This is a genomic window from Mycobacterium sp. ITM-2016-00318 (assembly GCF_002968285.2).
GTDB lineage: Bacteria > Actinomycetota > Actinomycetes > Mycobacteriales > Mycobacteriaceae > Mycobacterium.
The window spans coordinates 707,699-727,581 of record NZ_CP134400.1 but is presented as its reverse complement, the minus strand read 5'-3'; the positions used below and the strand labels follow the sequence as shown (position 1 = coordinate 727,581).

Annotated in this window: 17 protein-coding genes and 1 pseudogene; 7 read left to right on the top strand and 11 right to left on the bottom strand. The window is 63.0% G+C overall.

What is annotated here, in order from left to right:
• Window positions 1–506 precede the first annotated feature (506 nt).
• The 3 genes from C6A82_RS03560 to C6A82_RS03550 all read right to left on the bottom strand — a co-directional run bounded on the left by C6A82_RS03560 (window position 507) and on the right by C6A82_RS03550 (window position 3,103).
• The gene (locus tag C6A82_RS03560) at window positions 507–1,907 is read right to left on the bottom strand and encodes a wax ester/triacylglycerol synthase family O-acyltransferase (RefSeq protein ID WP_105347321.1); all 1,401 of its coding nucleotides are present in this window, start codon (window positions 1,905–1,907) and stop codon (window positions 507–509) included.
• A gap of 34 nt (window positions 1,908–1,941) precedes the next feature.
• Entirely contained in the window at window positions 1,942–2,805 is an 864-nt protein-coding gene (locus C6A82_RS03555) for an alpha/beta fold hydrolase (protein ID WP_233217067.1), read from the bottom strand.
• A gap of 103 nt (window positions 2,806–2,908) precedes the next feature.
• On the bottom strand, window positions 2,909–3,103 hold the full coding sequence (locus C6A82_RS03550) for a hypothetical protein (RefSeq protein ID WP_142406018.1): 195 nt from the start codon (window positions 3,101–3,103) through the stop codon (window positions 2,909–2,911).
• Between the two features lie 27 nt (window positions 3,104–3,130).
• Between C6A82_RS03550 and sodC the strand changes: the two genes are divergently transcribed.
• The 5 genes from sodC to C6A82_RS03525 all read left to right on the top strand — a co-directional run bounded on the left by sodC (window position 3,131) and on the right by C6A82_RS03525 (window position 8,220).
• Window positions 3,131–4,069, top strand: a complete 939-nt coding sequence (sodC, locus tag C6A82_RS03545) for a superoxide dismutase[Cu-Zn] (protein ID WP_233217068.1) — start codon at window positions 3,131–3,133, stop codon at window positions 4,067–4,069.
• Window positions 4,070–4,302: 233 nt separating this feature from the next.
• Window positions 4,303–5,655, top strand: coding sequence for a lipase family protein (locus C6A82_RS03540; RefSeq protein WP_105347326.1), 1,353 nt, complete (start codon window positions 4,303–4,305; stop codon window positions 5,653–5,655).
• A 193-nt stretch (window positions 5,656–5,848) separates the two neighbouring features.
• On the top strand, window positions 5,849–6,925 hold the full coding sequence (locus C6A82_RS03535; RefSeq protein ID WP_105347328.1) for an ABC transporter ATP-binding protein: 1,077 nt from the start codon (window positions 5,849–5,851) through the stop codon (window positions 6,923–6,925).
• 40 nt (window positions 6,926–6,965) lie between these two features.
• Window positions 6,966–7,598 (top strand): AMP-binding protein, encoded by a 633-nt coding sequence (locus C6A82_RS03530; protein WP_233217069.1) that lies wholly within the window; start codon window positions 6,966–6,968, stop codon window positions 7,596–7,598.
• A gap of 109 nt (window positions 7,599–7,707) precedes the next feature.
• Window positions 7,708–8,220, top strand: a complete 513-nt coding sequence (locus tag C6A82_RS03525; protein WP_105347330.1) for a hypothetical protein — start codon at window positions 7,708–7,710, stop codon at window positions 8,218–8,220.
• On the opposite strand, the gene C6A82_RS03520 is transcribed toward C6A82_RS03525, so the two are convergent.
• The 5 genes from C6A82_RS03520 to C6A82_RS03500 all read right to left on the bottom strand — a co-directional run bounded on the left by C6A82_RS03520 (window position 8,217) and on the right by C6A82_RS03500 (window position 13,511).
• A complete protein-coding gene (locus C6A82_RS03520) occupies window positions 8,217–9,929 on the bottom strand; it encodes a class I adenylate-forming enzyme family protein (protein ID WP_105347331.1) in 1,713 nt (570 codons plus the stop codon). The two genes, C6A82_RS03525 and C6A82_RS03520, sit on opposite strands and share 4 nt — an antisense overlap.
• Before the next feature lie 2 nt (window positions 9,930–9,931).
• Window positions 9,932–11,143 (bottom strand): MaoC family dehydratase N-terminal domain-containing protein, encoded by a 1,212-nt coding sequence (locus tag C6A82_RS03515; protein ID WP_105347333.1) that lies wholly within the window; start codon window positions 11,141–11,143, stop codon window positions 9,932–9,934.
• Between the two features lie 11 nt (window positions 11,144–11,154).
• Entirely contained in the window at window positions 11,155–12,138 is a 984-nt protein-coding gene (locus tag C6A82_RS03510) for an MDR family oxidoreductase (protein ID WP_105347335.1), read from the bottom strand.
• Between the two features lie 333 nt (window positions 12,139–12,471).
• On the bottom strand, window positions 12,472–13,032 hold the full coding sequence (locus tag C6A82_RS03505; protein ID WP_105347336.1) for a hypothetical protein: 561 nt from the start codon (window positions 13,030–13,032) through the stop codon (window positions 12,472–12,474).
• 215 nt (window positions 13,033–13,247) lie between these two features.
• Complete coding sequence (locus C6A82_RS03500) at window positions 13,248–13,511, bottom strand: hypothetical protein (RefSeq protein WP_105347338.1); 264 nt, start codon at window positions 13,509–13,511, stop codon at window positions 13,248–13,250.
• Window positions 13,512–13,730: 219 nt separating this feature from the next.
• On the opposite strand from C6A82_RS03500, the gene C6A82_RS03495 reads away from it, so the two are divergent.
• Window positions 13,731–14,903, top strand: a complete 1,173-nt coding sequence (locus C6A82_RS03495; protein WP_105347340.1) for a fatty acid desaturase — start codon at window positions 13,731–13,733, stop codon at window positions 14,901–14,903.
• Between the two features lie 124 nt (window positions 14,904–15,027).
• Here C6A82_RS03495 and C6A82_RS03490 read toward each other — a convergent pair whose 3' ends face one another.
• Window positions 15,028–15,402, bottom strand: coding sequence for a nuclear transport factor 2 family protein (locus tag C6A82_RS03490; protein WP_105347341.1), 375 nt, complete (start codon window positions 15,400–15,402; stop codon window positions 15,028–15,030).
• A 262-nt stretch (window positions 15,403–15,664) separates the two neighbouring features.
• Here C6A82_RS03490 and C6A82_RS03485 point away from each other — a divergent pair, with 262 nt between their 5' ends.
• The gene (locus C6A82_RS03485) at window positions 15,665–15,880 is read left to right on the top strand and encodes a hypothetical protein (protein WP_105347343.1); all 216 of its coding nucleotides are present in this window, start codon (window positions 15,665–15,667) and stop codon (window positions 15,878–15,880) included.
• A gap of 260 nt (window positions 15,881–16,140) precedes the next feature.
• On the opposite strand, the gene C6A82_RS03480 is transcribed toward C6A82_RS03485, so the two are convergent.
• On the bottom strand, window positions 16,141–16,839 hold the full coding sequence (locus tag C6A82_RS03480) for an ANTAR domain-containing protein (protein WP_233217071.1): 699 nt from the start codon (window positions 16,837–16,839) through the stop codon (window positions 16,141–16,143).
• A gap of 1,107 nt (window positions 16,840–17,946) precedes the next feature.
• Window positions 17,947–19,840: pseudogene (locus C6A82_RS03475) on the bottom strand (acyl-CoA dehydrogenase family protein).
• Window positions 19,841–19,883: the final 43 nt, after the last annotated feature.

Here is a 19,883-nt window from a genome sequence, read left to right as displayed (position 1 = left end):
ATACGAGCGGCGGACCTCTGCGCCCTGCTGCTTCAGATCTATGTCGTGATGGGAGCCGGCTGGGCCTGGTACCGGGGCCGCCAGGCACAGTCAATACCAGCTTTCGGGAACACGATCATCCTGCTAAGCGCGATCGCGGTCGTGGCGCTCGCCTCCACTGTGGGAGTGGCTTCCGGTTTGCAGCACGGCCACCATGCGCCAGATGGGGAAGCAGAACCCAACCACCACGAGGCGAGCGTCGGACATTCCGGGGGCCATCAGGATCATAAGGCAGAGTCGGTCATTCCGCCGCCGATCATTGAGCCGCTCCGCGCGCCCCCGGCTCCGCCGCCCATCGAGGCGCCACTCCCCCAAGCGGAGCCTTTGCAGGACGCACACGGTGATCACGATCACGCCCACTGACGCCTGATTTCGGTGTCCGCATCGACTCCGCGCGGCTGGGATTTATCGGCCCTTCACCTGATTCCCGTAAGTTGCAGCGGCGGAAGCGATCTGGCTCGCTGAGCCTACGGCTCGTTTCCGACGGTGGAGTCTGTCGCTTCCCGCAACCTAGTGAAGGCGTCGACGAATGCGGAGGTCACTTCATGTGTGTCGTTGAGTGTTGCGTCGTCGGAAATCACCGAGACGCTGAGCTGGTCGACATAGCTCCAAACGGTCACGTTCAGGGTGGCACCCGCCGCTAGCGGTCCGACGGAATAGAACTCGGTTACCACTGCGCCGGCGATGCGGCCGTATTCCCGCGGTCCTGGAACGTTGGAAACAATCAGATTGAACAGCTTGTTGGGTGCCTCGCTTCGTGACATCCGATGGAAGACCGCGCTTGTGAGTGTCGGCGGCACGAACTCCAGCCACCGCCCCACCAGAGTGGGGCCTAGGAGTTGATGGTCTTCCTTCGCGATGCGCGTCGACGTGCGGATCAACCGAAGCTGCTCCATCGGATCGTCGATGTGTACAGGCAACGAGACCAGCATCGTGGCCAGCGCGTTGCCGGCGATCCGCTCCGGCGAAGTGTCAGTCGTTGTGGGCACCGAGGCGATGAGCGGCGCGTCGGCGCTCTCTCCGTACATGAGGAGCAGGCGTCTCAGCGCGCCCGCGACGGTCGTCAGAACCAGGTCGTTGATCGTTATGTCGAGCTTCTTGCTGGTCTCTTTGACATCGACGAGCGGCAGCGTAGCGCTCGCGAATGTTCTTGCCGCGGTGGGTTTCCGATTGAAGAACGTGGGGGGTGGCTTGAAGCGGTCGGCAAGATCAGGATCGCGACGGCGTTGCCGTACTCTACGCTGCAACCGGTAACCACCGACCACCCCGTCTCGCGCAGCTGAGGGTAGGGATCGGAACCGCGAAATGTGTTCGCGTGCCGCGAAAAGCAGGACATCGCGTGTCGTGGGCGGCGGGAGATGTTTCAGCCCTTGATCATGCGGTGCTTCACCGCCCGGCCATTCCATCGCGCGCGCCAAGAGATTGGCTGATGCGACGCCGTCGGCCAGGACGTGATGCACCTTGCCGATCACCGCGACTCGATTGTCGGTCAGCCCTTCCGCGTAGTGAAACTGCCACAGCGGGCGACGGCGATCAAGCGGCTCGCTGGCTATCGCGCCGATCACGGCGTCGAGCTCTCGCCGTCCTCCTGGCGCGGGCACCTGTGTTCGCCGAAGGTGGTAGTCCAAATCGAGGTCGGCGTCTTCACGCCAGATCGGGCGGTGTAGACGCAACGGCGTCGACACCAACTGGTAGCGCAGCGGCTCAAGAAGTGGCAGCTTGGCGAGAAACACGTCGCGGAACGCCTCGAACGTCGGCTCCCCCTCGAAGCCGGCGGTGTCGACGACCGCGACCTTGAGGGTGTGCTGGTGGACGTTGGGGGTCTCGCTGGATAGCAGCAGCACGTCCCAACCGCTAAGTCGCTTCACCGCCCTTTTCCCCTCGCAGTGGTTGCGAATTCGCCTATTCGGCGATCCGCTCTGTATGGCGCGGCGCAGCGAGCCGGCCATGTACCGATTCGATCGCCCGGCGCAGTCCAGGAACGAACGCGGCCGGCTGCAGAGTGCAACCGGCATGACCCGCGTCGACGGGCACCATCTCGGCGTTCGGGATGTGACTTGCCAGCCACTTCTGCCGCTGCACGCCGAAGGCGCGGTCCTTCATGGTCAGCACCACGGCTGTCGGTACATCGATCTCGCCCACCCAGCTCGTCGAGTCGAACCGGACCACTTCGGCGATCGCTCGGGTGATGCCGCCCGGCGACGTGGAGCGGATCTGGCCCAGCACCCAGTGATGATCGCGGAAGTATCCATGATGGGCCGCCTTCGCGGGCTCGCACAGGCGTGCCGCAGGGCTGATGGCTTCGATCAGCGCAGCGAAGACCCCGGTGGCGACCCGTTCGTATGCTGCTCGGCTGACTGCCGCCGCTGCGGCGCACAGCACCAGGCCGTCGACCCTCTCCCGGTGTCGCTTCCAGACAAGTTGAGCGACGAGCGATCCCATGGAATACCCAACCGGCACAAAGCTGGGAATATCGAGCACGTCGGCCAGGGCAGCGACATCGTCGGCACAGTCCTCCAGCAGCATGCGCGGCGGCAGGATTCCTTGGCCATGACACCGCTGGTCGAAGACCACGACCCGGCCGAACTCGCGAATCACGTCCAGCGCGGGGTACCACGTCACCAGGCCGGTGCACGCCAGGGAGTGCAGCAGCACGTAGGTGGGGCCATCGCACGGGCCGGAATCGTAAACGTAGGTGCTTCCCCGGCCTGGAAGGTCGACGGTCGTTCCGTCCGGGATTCGGCCGACCGATGCCAACGCGGGCACCGACGGCAACCGCGGTATCGGGAGCGCTCGAGGACGCCAGAAACCTTCGATGAAGCCATTGAAACATGTTTCAGAACGACGCGAGTAGGGGCACGGTCGTGTTTCAACCGATGATCGAATAACCTCCGCCGCCGCGCCAGGTCATCAAGGCCCCGCATCCGGGAGCTAACGGCGGCGTCCACCCGATCGAGTCGGGATTCTGTTCGAACTCCTCGTCGCTGTGACCGGGCTCGAGCACTTGCGTGACGATCTTGGCGTCGGCGGTACGCGTGTTCGGGCCGCGTTGTTCGTTTGACAATTGCATAAGTGGGTACGGCGTTTGGCTATGAGCCTTTCGTTGATCATGATCAAGCCTGCCTTCGTTGTCGCCACAGTGGCTCTTCCCGTCGTCGCGCTGAGTGCTTGTGCAGAAGACGAGCAGGAAGGCCAGCCCGCGCCCGGCACCACCACCGCAACGACCACAACCTCACAACCGCCTGCCGGTGAGCGCTTGAGTACAGAATTGAAGACTGCGGACGGTCAGACGGTCGCAAGGGCGAACTTCGAGTTCGCCAACGGCTATGCGACCGTCACCGTCGAAACCGTTGCCACAGGCATCCTGACTCCCGGCTTCCATGGGATGCATATTCACCAGGTGGGCAAGTGTGAGCCCAACTCGGCGGCTCCCAACGGAGGCCCTCGTGGCAACTTCAACTCCGCCGGCGGCCACTTCCAGGCGCCCGATAATACGGGACAACACGGCGCGCAAAGCGGCGACTTGACACCGCTGCAAGTGCGGCCCGACGGCGCGGCGAGAGCCGTCACCACCACTAGCGCCTTCACACGCGATGATCTGCTGGCCGGCGAGAAGACCGCGCTGATAATCCACGAGGGGCCGGACAACTTCGCCAACATCCCGCAGCGCTACCGGGGGCCGGACGGCGCACCGGGCCCAGACCAGGAGACGCTAGACACCGGTGACTCGGGTGGGCGAGTGGCCTGTGGTGTCATCGACGGGGCGGCGGCCGCGACGACCACAACCACGACGACCGCCGTTTCCCCCACGACAGGGCCGACAGGAACCGTTCAGACGGAGCCACCAGGCCAGCCCACGCCAGGGACGGTCACGGTGCCGACAGTTACAGAGGTTCCGCCGCCTCCGGGCCCGCCGAACGTCCCCGAGGTGCCAGACGTACCCGAGGTGCCCAACATCCCCGGCCCGCCGAACATCCCAGGCCCGCCGAACATCCCCGGGCCACCGAACATCCCCGGTCCAGGAGCCTGATCTTCGACAGATCACCGCGGAGCCCGTTCCCCGCGCCGACGATGGCTAACGGGGTCAGGTGAATTGGTTCCGACGGGCGCACGTCCTTGATCGGCGGGTAGCTGGTATCGAGCTCCTTGGCGTCGTAGGTGGTCAGCCCCACGTGCGAAGCTAACGTTGCTAGTCCGTGGCGAATTATCCAGCCTTGCTCGGACAGCAAGGGTAGAGCGCGGAGTTTGAGTAACGTACCCCCGATGGATATGCGCAATGAGAGAACTGGGGCCACAGCCGAGTGGCCCGGCGTTGCATCACATGAGTATCTGGAGGCTGGCATCCGCCCTATCGTGCCCGGCGCCGACCCGTTCTATCAGCCGCCATCGGGCGCTGAAGGCGCAGCACCCGGTACCGTTCTGCGCTCCCGCGACGTACAGCTGGCGTTCCTCGGATTAATTCCGCAGCGCTTCAACGCGACCCAGCTGCTCTACCGGACGACCGACATGAACAACGCACCGTTGACCACCGTGACCACGGTGTTGGCGCCGGCCGAGCGCGGTCCGGAGAAGCCCTGTCCGATCGTGTCGTACCAGTGCGCGATCGACGCCGTTGCCGACCGCTGCTTTCCCTCCTACGCATTGCGCCGCCGCGCCAAGGCCGTCGGCGCGCTGGCACAGTTCGAACTGCTGCTCATCGCCGCTGTACTCGCCGAGGGCTGGGCGGTCTCACTCCCCGACCACGGCGGCCCGCACGGCGTCTTTGGGGCTCCCGTGGAACCTGGATACTGCGTACTCGACGGCCTGCGCGCCGCACTTAACTTCGCACCGCTCAATTTGTCCAGGTCCGCACCTGTCGGTTTGTGGGGATATTCGGGCGGCGGCCTGGCTACCGCGTGGGCCGCCGAGATGTATGCCGGCTATGCACCAGAGCTCAACATCGTCGGCGCCGTGCTCGGTTCACCGGTCGGTGATCTCGGAAACACCTATCACCGTCTCAACGGCAAGTTCTTCTCCGGACTGCCGACCATGGTGGTGGCCGCACTGATGCACACCTACCCCGACTTCAAGAGGGTGATCGAAGAACGGGTGACTCCCGAGGGTCAGGCGATGTTGGACCGGCTGAAAACCATGACCACTGCCCACGCAGTGACGCGGCTGAGGAAAAAGGACATGGCAACGATGCTTGACCGCCCGCTCGACGAAATTCTGGCCATGCCCGAGGTTCAACACGTCTTCGACAGCATCCGACTCGGCGTAGCGGCACCGACTATGCCGGTGCTCATCGTGCAGGCCGCGCATGACCGGATCATTTCGGTGGACGACATCGATGCACTCGCAGACAGCTATAAGGCCGGGGGCACCGACGTCACGTATCACCGGGATAGGTTCTGCGAACACATCCTGCTGCACCCGATGTCTGCACCCATGACGCTGAGGTGGTTGCGCGACCGCTTCACGGGCCGACCTCCGGACTTGCACCGGAAGCGCACCACCTGGCCCACTCTGTTCAACCCGTCCACCTACCGCGGCATGGCCCGCCTAGCCCGGATCAGCGCCAAAGTGATAACAGGACGGCCCATCGAGCGCCGTCCCCTCTCTCAGTTCGACAAATAGGCGTTTTCCTAGATTGGTTACTTAACACAGCACCTATCCGGCAAGGCTTTACACCTTTGGCGACTTCGTCGCGATCCATATGAATTGAAGTCGAGAATTTCTGGCTCAGCGCGGTTTTCAGGGTGACTGAATGGTTATCCCGATTCTGTAGGGATCAATGCGTCGGTGAGGCCATCACGGCGGGAGAATCACAATGGGCATTGGAATCACAATTGAGGGGCTAACCAAGTCATTCGGGACTTCGACGGTGTGGGAAGACGTCACGTTGGACATTCCGCCCGGCGAGGTGAGCGGGCTGATCGGCCCGTCCGGTACCGGTAAATCGGTGTTCCTGAAGTCTCTGATCGGGCTACTTCGTCCGGAGCGGGGCAAGATCATCGTCGACGGCACCGACATCCTCGAGTGCTCGGCCAAGGAGCTGTACGAGATCCGCACGCTGTTCGGGGTGATGTTCCAGGACGGCGCCCTGTTCGGTTCGATGAGCCTCTACGACAACACCGCTTTCCCCCTGCGTGAGCACACCAAGAAGAAGGAAAGCGACATCCGCAACATCGTCATGGAGAAGCTCGAGGTCGTCGGTCTGGCCGGTGACGAGAACAAGTTTCCCGGCGAGATCTCCGGCGGTATGCGCAAGCGCGCCGGCCTGGCCCGCTCGCTGGTGCTCGACCCGCAGATCATCCTCTGCGACGAGCCCGACTCGGGTCTCGACCCGGTGCGTACCGCCTACCTGAGCCAGCTGCTCATCGACATCAACGCGCAGATCGACTGCACGATCCTGATCGTCACGCACAACATCAACGTCGCCCGCACCGTGCCCGACAATATCGGCATGTTGTTCCGCAAGCACCTGGTGATGTTCGGTCCGCGCGAGGTGCTGCTGACCAGTGACGAGCCCGTCGTGGGGCAGTTCCTCAACGGCCGCCGCATCGGCCCCATCGGCATGTCCGAGGAGAAGGACGAGGCGCAGATGGCCGAAGAGCAGGCCATGGTCGACGCCGGCCACCACGACGGCGGCGTGGACGAGATCGAGGGTGTGCCGCCGCAGATCACCGCGACGCCGGGCATGCCGGAGCGGGCGGCCGTCGAACGCCGGCGAGCCCGGGTCCGCGAGATCATGCACACGCTGCCGCCGGACGCCCAGGAAGCGATCCGCAATGATCTCGACGCCGACAGGAGCGGGTCCAGCGAGTCTGGCAGGGAATCACGCGACCGCCGCTACGACCACGAGGACGCCGACACGGCATCGATCCCCGCCTCACGGGGACGCTGAGCATGGGACAGCTCTTGACGCTCGGCGATCGGAGCCTTCGATGAGCTTGAACTTCGCCACCATTCTTCGTAAATCTTCCAGCGCCTATCCCCAGAAACCGCTCTGCCAAGGAGGGCACACCATCACCTACGCCCAGATCGACGAGATTTCAGGCCGCATCGCCACCAGCCTCCGCGACCTCGGAGTGGGTCGCGGTGACAAGGTGGCGGTGCAGTTGCCCAACGTGCCCCATTCCTTGTTCGCCTACTTCGGCGTTCTCAAAGTCGGCGCGGTGCTGGTGTCGCTGGACCCGCGGCTGCGCGCACCGGAGATCTGTTATCACCTCACCAATTGCGGGGCACGACTACTGATCACATTCGAGGCGTCGGCAGAGGAGGCGGTCCGCGGCGCAACCGAAATAGACGGGCTGCGAACATACGTGGCGAAGGCGCCTATCGATGCACACCTCCCTGCGGGCACACATCATTTCGACGAGCTGTATTTCGCTCAGAACACCGAAGAGATCGAGCCGACCGACGCCGACGACACTGCGCTGATCGTCTACACCAACGCCAAACCAAACGGCGCGGAGCTGACACATTCTCAGCTGTTCGACAGCTGCACCGCCAGCGAGCTGTTCGGCTTTCGCGACGATGACATCGACGGCCAGCGCGATGGTTGTGTTGACCCCTGAGTTGACGCGAGTCTGGGAACGCTACCGGCTGGAGCCGAAAGCAAGCACCTACCCAGCACAACGATGTCGGCAACCGGTATCGACGTCGCCGGTTCGCTAGATTGCTGCGATGATGAGAAGCATCCAATGGCGACGCGGCGCGACGCTGGCGGCAGCGACGTATGGTTTTGCGGGCTACACCGCCGTCATGTTGATTCTCGAGCAGCGCATGCGCCGGTCGGGTGGTCCGGGTATCATTCCATTCGAGTTGGCGGGCAATGGAATTCGCGCTGAGCAGATCATGGTGCAGTGGGGACCCGACGGCGAGCGCGCCGCCAAGTTGTCGCTATGGCTCGACTTCGGCTACATGCTTACATACGGCACATGGACTGCACTGCTTCTGGAGCGAGTCCGCAGCGTCCACGGACACCCGCCTGTGGTGCCTGCGGTCGTCATCCCGGCAGTGGCGGCCGATGCCGTTGAGGGAATGTCGTTGCTCGAGGTCCTCAAGCGCACCGAACTCCACATCAATGCACGCCGCGCACGAAGAGCGGCCATCATCAAGTTTGCCGTGCTCGGCGGCGCACTTGGTTATTGCGTCATCGGGTCTTTCAACGGCACGCGCGTTGCTCGACGGACCTAGCCGCCGAGCCGCTTCATGGCCAGTTCCCGCACCTCGGCCGACTTGATCTTCGCGCTGCCGGTCACCGAAATCTCGTCGTCGGCGAAGAACAGCACGTGACGAGGCACCTTGTAGCTGGCCAGCCGCTGCGCCAGAAAGGTACGGATTTCTTCGGCGGTCACTTGCGCACCATCGTGTGGCACGATGCACGCGACGACCACCTCACCGAGCGGTTCGTGCGGCACGCCGACGGTGTGCGCCACTTTGACCGCAGGGTGAGACGCGAGGGCGTCATCGACCTCCAGCGGCGAGACGTTGGCACCGCCGGTCTTGATGATGTTGGTGAGCCGGCCCTCCCAGTACAACCGGTCGGCGTCGTCTAGATAGCCACTGTCGCCAGTGCGGAAAAACCCTTCGGCGTCGAGTGTTTCGTCGAGCGGGGTGCCGATATAGCCGAGCATCAGCGTGGGGCCCTTGACGCAGATTTCGCCGCGCTCGCCGCGGGGGACGACGGCTCCTGTCAGTGGATCCACGATCTTGAGTTTGACGCCGGGCAACGCCACACCGCTGCTTTCGGCGTGCACTTCTGGCGGCGTGTTGGCCGGGTAGCCGGTGGAGATGGTGAAGGTTTCGGTACTTCCGTATGCATGGCCTGGCTCGAACCACTTGGTCGACACGGTTGGGTGCCGCGCGACCGGTGTTTTGAAGTCGACGAACCGCATGCTGCTCAAGTCCACGCGGTCCCAGTTGGGTGCGCTTTCGAGCTGAGCCCACTGATGCGGCCAAGCGAACGGAAAGTTGACCCGTTCAGCGGCCATGAGGTCGAGCGCCTCGGCCGCCGCGAAGGTCGACTGCAGTACCAGCGAACCGCCGGCGGCCAACGTGGAGCCGAGTGACATCGCAAAGTTGCCGGACCAGAAGAAGCCGTTGGCCGACCAGCAGCGAACGTCGTCTTCTGGGTCGAACTGGTACATCCGACGGAAGCGCCACATTTGAATGGACACCCCCCGATGAGCGCTCAGGATGCCCTTCGGCTTGCCGGTGGAACCCGACGAGAAAAACAGCACCCCCGGATCGCTGGGATGCACTGCGGCTGCGGTTGCGTGAACCAACTCACGCGGCTCGCCGCGGCCGGACGCCAGGAAGTCTTCCCAGGTTTCCATCCCGGGTGCGGACTCGCCGACCGTGACGAGCCGGCGCAGGAACGGATACTTCGTTGAGCGCAGTTCGTCGGGTCCCGCTGTGGTGATTCCGGGTTCCAAGTCGGTGAGCAGTTCGGCGAAATCCTTCTTGAGCACCGCCCGCTCGAACAGCAATACCGACACGTCGGAGGCAGCTAATAGCTGGTCGAGTTCGGCTTGAGTGGAGAACGTGCTGAACGTAGCCGCCACGCCACCGGCGAGTCCGATGCCGAACACCGCGGCGATCCACTCCGGCCGGTTGGTCATCAACACGCCGGCCCGGCCGCCCTTGCCGAGGCCACCCCTGCGCAGGGCGCATGCCACGTCGACCGCGCGTTCCCAGAGATCGTCGTAGGACCAGCGGACCGCGCCCCCGGGGATCGGAAACGCCAGCGCTTCGCGCTGGCCGTACAGCTGTGTCACCTCATGGAGGAAGCCCGGCAGTGTCAGCGATCCGAGACCGGGTTCTTCAGCAAGCGCAGGCCCTGACGCCAGCGAAAGAGACTGCGTGACAGCCCGATTCGTCCCAGTGTTGGTTCCAGCGGCCATGATCAGACTGGCAGCTCCACCTCGGCGGTGCAGTCCACCAGGCCCTCGCCGTTCTGGCTCGTCAGCCGCAGCTTGACCTGGACGAGCGGCACACCCCATGTCGACTGAGTCTGCTTGTCGATGATCTCGGCGTCGAAGTACGTCACGTCACCTTCGAAGGCCGGCCCGCGGAAGTCCGCCTTGGTGTGGCGCACCATGCCATCGTGACCGGCCCAGTAGGCCAGATAGTCGGTGCACCACGCGCCCATCGTTGCGCCGTAGCCGTACGCGCGGGCCATGCCGACTTCGCTCGCTCGGTCGGCATCGATGTGGCCGCGGGAAGGCCCGACGTAAAGTCCGTCGCGCTTACGCGGGTCGATCATCGCGTCCTCTTCGTCGAAGGCAAAGTCTTTGCCCCAGCCCGGATCTTGGTACACCCACGGGTCTTTGATTCCGGGCGGAGCCACCCAGTGGAAGGTGCCCCAGATGTTGAATAGGAAGGCGCGGTACTCGGTGGTGAAGCTGGCGATGCTGTGCGGACCAATGACCCGCCGAGGCAGCGTGTCACCCACCTTTACTTCGTCGAAACGTGGTGACACGCCGAATCGATTTGACTCCAGCCATTCGCGGCGCAGCCGGTCGACCGCTTCGAGCTCGGACTGCGTCCAGCGCTTGATCTCTCCGAGCTGATTCTCGAACATGCCCCGCTTGGTCGCCTCTTCGTAGAGATAGCGGATCGCGGTTGACCGCTCGCGCGCCACCAGGGTGCCGTGCTGGTTCTTGTGAACGGTGTCGCCACGCGAAAACATCGTCGGCCCGGCGAATTTCGTCTCGACCACTTTGTAGTCGTGGAAGCGTCTGTCTTGAAACAGCTGGTCTCCCGGCCGGATAGGGCAACCATAGAACCACCACTCCTCGCCGCCGAAGATCAGGTGGCTATTAGGAATATGACCCACACAGGCGGGCGCCGCACCATGCCCGTAGTCCAAAGCGACAGCGATGGACTGCGGCGCGATGAGGCCGCCGAACTTCGATTCGCGGGCGAACTTCTCGTCCCAGTGAATGGGGTTCGGGTAGTCCATCGCCATCACCCAGCGGCGGATGTCCGACGAGCTGCAGGGATCCCACAGCTGGCCACCGCCGATCGGCTTACCTACCCGGTGGTCGACATCGGACAGGTCCAGCTCGACGGTGTTCTGTGACTTCGTTTGCCGTTTGGTCGTTTTCGTAGCCATTGGCGCCCCGATCAGCGGTTGACGTCCACAACGATCCGTCCGCGCACCGTGCCGTCCATCAGTCGGCCGGCCGCATCGATCGCCTCTGACAAAGTAATTTCCGATGCGATCGAGTCGAGCACGCCGGGATCCAAATCGCGGGATAGCCGCTCCCAGGCGGCCAAGCGTCGAGGCTTGGGCGCCATCACGCTGTCGATGCCGAGCAACGAGACGCCGCGGAGGATGAACGGCGCGACCGAGGCGGGGAAATCCATGCCTTGGGCCAAGCCGCAGGCGGCAACCGCGCCGCCGTAGCGGGTTTGTGCGCACGCATTAGCGAGCGTGTGGCTGCCGACGGAGTCGACCACTCCGGCCCAGCGTTCCTTCTGCATCGGCTTGCCCTTCTCGGCGAATTCGGCACGGTCCAACACCGTGGCGGCGCCTAGCTGCTGAAGGTAATCGGCCTCCGACGCCTTGCCCGTCGCGGCGGCGACCTTGAACCCGGCGTTGGTCAACAACGCAACCGCGACGCTACCGACGCCGCCCGTCGCGCCTGTCACCAGGACTTCACCCTGATCGGGCGACACCCCATGAACCAGCAGAGCGTCGACACAGAGGCTCGCCGTGTAGCCGGCTGTCCCGATCGCCATCGCCTGACGGGAGTCGAACTCCGACGGCAGCGGCACCAGCCAGTCGCCGTTGACCTGGGCCTTCTGGGCGAGGCCGCCCCAGTGAGTCTCGCCCACGCCCCACCCGTTGAGCACAACACGGTCGCCCTGCTTCCAGTCGGCATGGGTGCTCTCGGTGACTACGCCGGCAAAGTCGATGCCGGGCACCATCGGGAACTTGCGGACGACCGGTGACTTACCGGTGATGGCGAGGCCGTCTTTATAGTTCAACGTCGAGTACTCCACTTCGACACTGACGTCGCCTTCGGGAAGTTGCCCCTCTTCGGCCTCGGTGACCGCCACCGACTGCCCCTCGTCGCCCTTCTCGATCAGAATTGCGGAAAACATCTCTTATCCGTCCTTCTCAACACACGTTTTCGACGCACGCCCGAGCCCCACCCGAAACCGACCCATTCCTCCCGGCCTATCAGCAGGAGAATAACATTCTCATGCGAGAGCAACGGCGTTTCCGTGCCAGGCGGCGAGGTTACTGGCGTGCAGCCATTTTGCGTACCATGGCCGGCTCGCCCAGCTCCTGGGATTCGGTGAGCGGTACCGCTCGCTCCCCGCCCTCAGAGCCACGTGCAGAGTCAGACATCGGGCTTATCCGCTAGTCCCTCGCCGCCCAGGTAACAGTCCGATCAGGCCGCGAGTCGATTACTAGTGTCGTGGCGACTGAAATCATGAACTGTGTGAGGACGAGCGTGCGGGCAGCGCGACGACCAGGCCGGCGTCCCATGCGCGCTTCATCAGTCCATTCACGTCTATGTGCATGGCGGCGTCGAACTCTGGACTGGACATCAGATCTCGTACGTAACACAGCACCTGCTCGGCGACGATTTCGTCTACTCCACCAACCCAGCCGATGAGGCGAGCACCGACGCCGACCGGATCGACGGTTGTACGGACATGTTGTTCGCGCACCTCTTCGAGCTCAACAGTCACCGCGCAGGGGGGGTCGAGACGCAACCGAAATCGAATCTGTACCTCAACTTCGCCGCGATAGCGGACGACTTGTCCCGCTAACCGCACGTCGACCGACAGCGCGATTGGGACGGTGATGACTTGGCGCCAGTAGTCGTCATCACATTTGTCGACGCGGACCTCACCGCGCGTCCCTCGCGCCGTTGCCGACGCGACCCCTCCCGGGCCGACTTCAAGAGGGCCGATGGTGAGCTGATCACCAACTAGGCTCGCCACCACCTCGCCGACCCGGTCCGGCGGCGCCGCCGCGAGCAGCACGAGGTGAGTGAACTGTTCGGGGGTTAACTCACCCAAGGGCCTTCCCTGTCCGCTCGACGGTGACTCGACGTTCACTCCGACACGGGGCTCGAGGGCAGAGCCACCGCCGTCGTGCAGTGAGTGGCGATCTCTATGAGGAGCACGGCTTGAGGCCCGCGCTGGAACTTGCTCGGCTGTTGTTGGCATGCACAGTGTGAAAGTTTGCGCTCAGCGCATCACATTTCGGCGCGGGAGCGCACCTCGCGCCTCAGGTCGATCACCTGCTTTTCCAGGTCGATCACCCCCTTGACGCACATCGCGCTCAGCGCGATGAGCTTCACGATCGCGGACCAACTCTTGTTCTTGCCGTTGAAGGACTCGTCAAGCTGCTCGAATTTTTCGACAAGCTCCTTACCGACCACCGATTCGGGATCAAGAGCTATCCGTCTGATTCTGCTGAACGGCGAGAAATCTGGGATTTCTTCGGACTCGGGCTCCATATTGCGAGCTTAGCCCGGTGGCTGGGCCTCCCGGCTCGATCTCGTCTTCGACCCGGAGCTTCCATCTGCACCAGGCCCGTCTGATTCTTTTTCGCTCGTTGTGGGTAGTGAATGTATAGCTTCACTCCTTCAGCCCGTGGGAGTTGTTCACGGCGGCTGTGCTGGTCGAGATTGCGCAAGCCGGGGACTCCAAATCGCGCCTGAAGGGTTTGACGGACGATGGCCATAACCGATGTCGCTGAATACGCGCATCTCAGCGTCGCAGAGCTGGAGGCACTCGCCGCCGACCTGGAGGGAATCCGCCATGATGTCGAGCAGTCGCTAGGCGCGAAAGACCGGGCATATATTCATCGCACGATCGCATTTCAGCGTGGCCTCGAAGTCGCCTCGCGCCTCGTGATCGGCTTGAGCAAGGGCAAAGTCGGTTGGGTGCTGGGAACCACAGCGCTCGCCGCGGCGAAGAGCATCGAGAACATGGAACTCGCTCACAACATCGGCCACGGTCAATGGGACTGGATGAACGACCCGGAAATACACTCAGGTACCTGGGAGTGGGACATGGTCGGCCCATCGTCGCAGTGGCGCTACTCCCACAACTACCGCCACCACGTCTTCACCAACGTTGTCGGCATGGACGAGGACCTCGGATATGGAGTCATGCGAGTCACCCGCGACCAGACGTGGAAGCCAAGTAATCTGACGCAGCCGCTACGAAACCTGTTGATGGCGATCACCTTTGAATGGGGCATCGGGCTGCACGACCTGTACTCCGAGAAGCTGCGCGCAACAACCGATGCCGACAGATCAACTCACACCAAAGCCTTCGTCCGCAAGATCGCCCGCCAGGCCGCCAAGGACTACGTACTCTATCCGTCGCTCAGCGGCCGGCGGTGGCGGCGCACCGCCACAGCCAACGTGACGGCCAACTTGATGCGCAACGTTTGGGCCTACGTGGTGATCTGCTGCGGGCACTTCGCGGACGGCGCCGAGAAATTTGTCACTGCCGCACTGGTCGACGAGACGAAGCCAGAATGGTACTTGCGCCAAATGCTGGGTACGGCGAACTTCAACGCGGGGCCGGTGTTGGCGTTCATGAGCGGGAACCTCTGCTATCAGATCGAACATCACCTCTTCCCCGATCTTCCCAGCAACCGTTACGCGGACATCGCCCGGCGGGTGAAAGCTGTGTGCGTCGCCTACGATCTGCCCTACACGACCGGTCCGCTGGTCCGCCAATACCTGCTCGTTCTGCGGACGATCATGAAGCTGGCCCTTCCGGATCGTTTCCTCACTGCCACGTCCGACGACGCACCTGAGACAGCGTCCGAGGACAGGTTCCGCCGAATCGAAAACGCTCGACCGTCGAAGACCACGGTGCGGCGAGCGTGCTGAAGACCGACCGATATAGCGGCGAATGCAGCGGATCGTGTCCTGGCGTCAAGCCGAGGCTTAGGCCGCCGGGACAGATCAGCGTGAATACCTCGTCTCCTGTGCGCCCGTGAGTCGGAGCGACCGCTTACTTTGTGCCGAAGACCCGCTCCATCATGGCTGTGTCCGAGAAGTTTTCAGCTCTTACGACTTTCCCGTCGCGGAAGCTGTACAAATCGGCGCTCTGAGCCGATTCGCCGCCTACCTTGATTTCGGTCAGCACGATCACCTCGTCGCCGTCGGCGATGAACCGGTTAGGGGTTGTGGTGAACGACTTCTCCGCCAGCTTCGCGAAGAACTCACCGACTTCGGCTTTGCCGTGATACGTGCCGCTGATCGCGCTGTTGCCCGGTTCGACCCACTCGATGTTGTCATCGAGGTCCCGCATAGCCCCTTCGGCGTCTCCGGAGGAGAACGCGGCGTAGCCCTTGTTCAATGTCTCGATGTTCTGATCTTTTGACATCTTTACCTTCTTCGATGGGGTCTCGCGCCAACCACCATTGGAAGCGGTCGGTCGGTGAGACGGGGGCCAGAGTACGGCTGGGCGCTTGCTGGCGGAGTCAAATGAGCAGATCGGACCGCACTCCCGTAATTGCCAGATCCGACAATTTAGGACTGCTCGCCGCAAGCCGCGAACCGACCAGAACCGGAGCGCGAGGACCTAGGAGCCAAATCACTGTGGTCAACGGAGGGTTTCGGTCGCGCGCTCATGGCACGCTCGAACTATGGCATTCACCGTGTACCTCTCCGCGGACGAGGGAATTTTCCATGAGTACGGAGACAAGGACAGGTACGAGCTGTCCGCTGCGGGCACGTTGGTTGTCAGGCCTGCGGACGGAACCGAGACCTACACGTATGCCCAATGGGTCTATTTGAAGGCTGATACCGACCACACTTCGGGTGGGCCGAAGTCCGGCTCGGGGAAAGCGACATTCATCTAGCTGTGACCTCAAGCGGCCGCCGTGACCCCCGATAGCGGCTCAGACCTGGGTGGCAAGGTCTTATGCGTCCGTGCTTACGGATGGGCCGCCATGCCGGTGACGGGCACGTGAGCCATGGTCCCGTTGAGGCTGGCTTCGACGGGCCTGGCTTTGCTGCTAACTGCTAGATACCCTCTGTCGAAAGGACCTGGCCGCTGGCGAGATGATCGCGATTGGCACGCTCGCGCACGCGGAAGCGGGCGTAGGTTTCGACAGGCAGCCTACGGGTTGCCGAGCTTGCGGGCGATCTCATACAAAGAGGTGTTCGATTCCTGCGACAGCCGTGTCATCATCGTGAAAGCGGCGACCGAAGTGACCTGGAAGCGTTCCATAATGATGCCCTTGGCTTGGGCGATGGTGTCCCGCGAAGCGAGTGCACTCTGAAGTTGATCGCCGCGGCGGGCGCTGGCCAGCGCGATGGCCGCGTGCGTGGCCAGCGCCAATGCGAACTCCTCAACCTCAGACGTGAAAGTGCCGGATTCTTCGGAGTACAGATTCAGTGTTCCGAGTTCGCTTTCGTTGGTGTAGAGCTCGATCGACAAGCTTGAGCGCACCCCAGTCTGTTCGACGAGATCTGCCACGAAGTTGGGCCAACGTTTCTCGGCCTCAAAGTCATCGACGCGGACGGTGTGGTGGTCCCACATCGACTCTATGCACGGCCCCTGCTGATGCTTCTCCTGCAAACTGCCAATGATTCGCGGGACCGGCCCCGTGGTCGCCACCGGAGCGAGTTCTCGGCGGCGGCGGTTGACCACGAGTGTCACGTCGCCGTGAGCCACCCCCGGAAGCATACGCACGGCACTTTCCGTAACTTCAAGTAACAGCCGTTCAACATCGAGATCACTGCCTTGTTGAGTCTGCATAGCGCGCGCCATCCGCGCTAAATCCGCAGTGACGTCATTCTCGGTTCCGTCGCTCAATACCATCCCCTCCCGCTTGTTTCTGCAGCCTACGTCTCTCGATCGGTCGGCCACAGCGTTCTGAAGTGCGTTTTAACGGACGTGATACGGGTACGCTTAAGTAAGCGAGGGGATGGCATGGTTGCCTCTGGGTTCCTCAGCTAGGTGGTCGGCGGTGCAACTTCGGTGTTAAGAAGCAGCATGGGTCCGCTAACCCCCGCTTCTGCTCGGCACTAGGTCTGAGTCCGCAACTCTTTACTTTTTGTTCCCGCCCCGCCTTTTCGGGTGTGGCGGGCCAAAAATGCTGGCCACTTGTTCCTTCGAAGTATGGAAGCTTCAGCGTCGGCGCTGGTGTTGGTAACTCTGGTTGCGGTCTGTAAAACGCCTACAGTCGCCGCACATGAGCACCGGCAACGCAGCCACCTGGGCCGCTTCGGCCGCCAACAAGTCCGGCAGGTAGCCAGACAGTCTGAGAACCCGACCACGAAGCTGCTCGCCGAGGGACTGAAGGCTGGTCCCACCGGCTGTCAGCTCAGCGCTGTACTTGTAGGCACACCACCATCTGCCGCATAACCCCTTGGGCGCAGCACGGCACACACTCAGATCTCGACGCAGTCGCCAGTGCCTTCAACGCAGCCGCAAAAGCCACTGCAGACAACTGCAGACGATCACGGGTTCTTAGACCCATCAGGACAAACCAAAGGCACTTCTGACCTCGGTGGCAGGTGCAGGATTCGAACCTGCGTAGGCGTAAGCCGACGGATTTACAGTTCATCCCCGGCGTTCACCAAAAGATTCAGCTCACCACCATCGGTGCAGGTCGCAAGCTTGGACCAGATCGTGTTCCCGCTGTGCCACAACGTATCTGGGCACCGAGTAGCCGACTAGCGGAGAGTATTGTTGATCTCCGTAGGTTTGCGGGAGATCAGCGTTAAACCCTGGCGGCTGGGATGGGCTGAGAGGAGATTGCATCCGCACAGCTGTGGTGCCGGCCACTCGTATTCCACCGCCGAAACGGCTGGAGCCCTGGCTCGAAAGAACCTGGATCCAAGTCGATGTCTGGGTGCCTGCTCGTGCCGAGCAGTCCTGACGCCTTACATCAGTCGCGACTTCTGGCAGCCCGAATCATCAGCGTATCGAGCGGTGCACATCGGACTTGCCGATGCCACCGCCCTCCTGCGCAATCCAAGGGCCTTCGATCGACGGGTCAAGGATCCCTTCTTCAAGCCAGTTGTACCGAGCCTCGAGCACGCCACGTGCCAGCTTGAGGTCTGAGTCGTCGCAGTTGTGCCAAAGCTGATCGAACCGGAGCTCGGCCCGAACCCGGGCCTGACGGCAAAACGCGTCGGCGAGTTCGACGGCGGTACCGTCCGCCCTATCACGCTGTGCCCTGACGCATGCGGCGGTCATTGCGAACAGCTCCGTGCCGATGTCCACGATCCTCGCCAGGAACCGCTGCTTGTGCTCGAGCCTGCCTTGCCAGCGCGACATCCCGTAGAAGGTGCTGCGCGCCAGCCGGCGGCTGGCCCGTTCGACATAGCGCAGGTGCGTCGCCAGCGGTCCGAATTCGTCGAATGCAGTTGGCAATTGGCCTTTGCCGGTGACCAAAGTGGGCAGCCAGCGGGCATAAAACTTGCCGGCCTTAGCGGCCGCTCTCGCCTTGCGCCGGGTGTCGGCCTGCGGGTCGATGATGTCTCCGGCTACCGATAGATGCGCGTCCACCGCCTCGCGGGCGATCATCAGATGCATGATTTCGGTCGAGCCTTCGAAGATCCGGTTGATGCGCAAGTCGCGCAAGACTTGTTCGACAGGCACCCCTCGCTCGCCGCGCGCGGCCAGCGACTCGGCGGTCTCGAAGCCACGTCCGCCGCGAATCTGTACCAAATCGTCAGCGACCAGCCAGGCCATCTCCGAGCCGTAGAGTTTGGCCAGCGCAGCCTCGATTCGAATGTCGGTTTGGCCGGCGTCGGCCAGCTCGCTGGCAAGGTCGAGCATCGCCTCGAGCCCGTAGGTGGTGGCCGCGATGAACGCGACCTTTCCCGCCACCGCTTCGTGCTCGCCGAGCGGCTTGCCCCATTGCACACGCTCTCGAGACCACTCCCGAGCGATCTTCAAACCATTTCATTGCTCCGGCGCAGACCGCAGGCAGCGACAACCGTCCGACATTGAGCGTGGACAGCGCGATCCGCAGCCCGTCGCCTTCCTTGCCGATCCTGTTCGCCGCCGGTACCCGTACCTCGGTCAACCGGGTAAGCCCGTTTTCGATGCCACGCAACCCCATGAACGCGTTGCGGTTCTCCACCACGATGCCCGGTGAATCCGCTTCGACCACGAAGGCGGTGATCCCGCCCCGGTGTCCCTCGCTCTTGGGGACTTGGGCCATCACCACTAGCAGGTCGGCGATCACGCCGTTGGTGGTCCATAGCTTGACGCCGTTCAGCACATAGTCGTCGCCATCAGGAGTGGCGGTGGCGTGCAGCCTGGCCGGGTCGCTGCCGACGTCCGGTTCGGTGAGCAAGAAGGCACTGATCTCCTGGGTACAGCGGGGCAGCCACGCTCGCTTCTGTTCGTCGGTGCCGAACATGTTGATCGGTTGCGGCACGCCGATTGACTGGTGCGCGGAAAGCAACGCGCCCAGCGAGGGATGTACCGAGCCGACGAGTGCGAGCGCCTTGTTGTAGTACACCTGGGACAATCCGAGCCCGCCGTACTCGTTCGCAATCTTCATGCCGAACGCACCGAGGTCTTTCAGGCCGCGGACCACCTTGTCCGGAATCTGCGCGTCGCGTTCTATCACAGCGGCGTCGATCTGCGACTCGCAAAAATCGCGCAGGCTGTTCAGAAACGCCTCGCCGCGCTTCACGGCCTCCGCGGTGCCGCTGGGGTGCGGGTGAACGAGGTCCAACCGCAAACGGCCGAGGAACAGTTCCTTGCCGAAACTGGGTCGCTCCCACTGCGCCTCGCGCGCCTCTTCGGCGGCCTGCCTGGCCTGTCGCTCGTTGACTTGTTCAGTGACGGCCATCGGAGACCTCCCAACGTTTGACCTACTCGACAGTAACCCCATC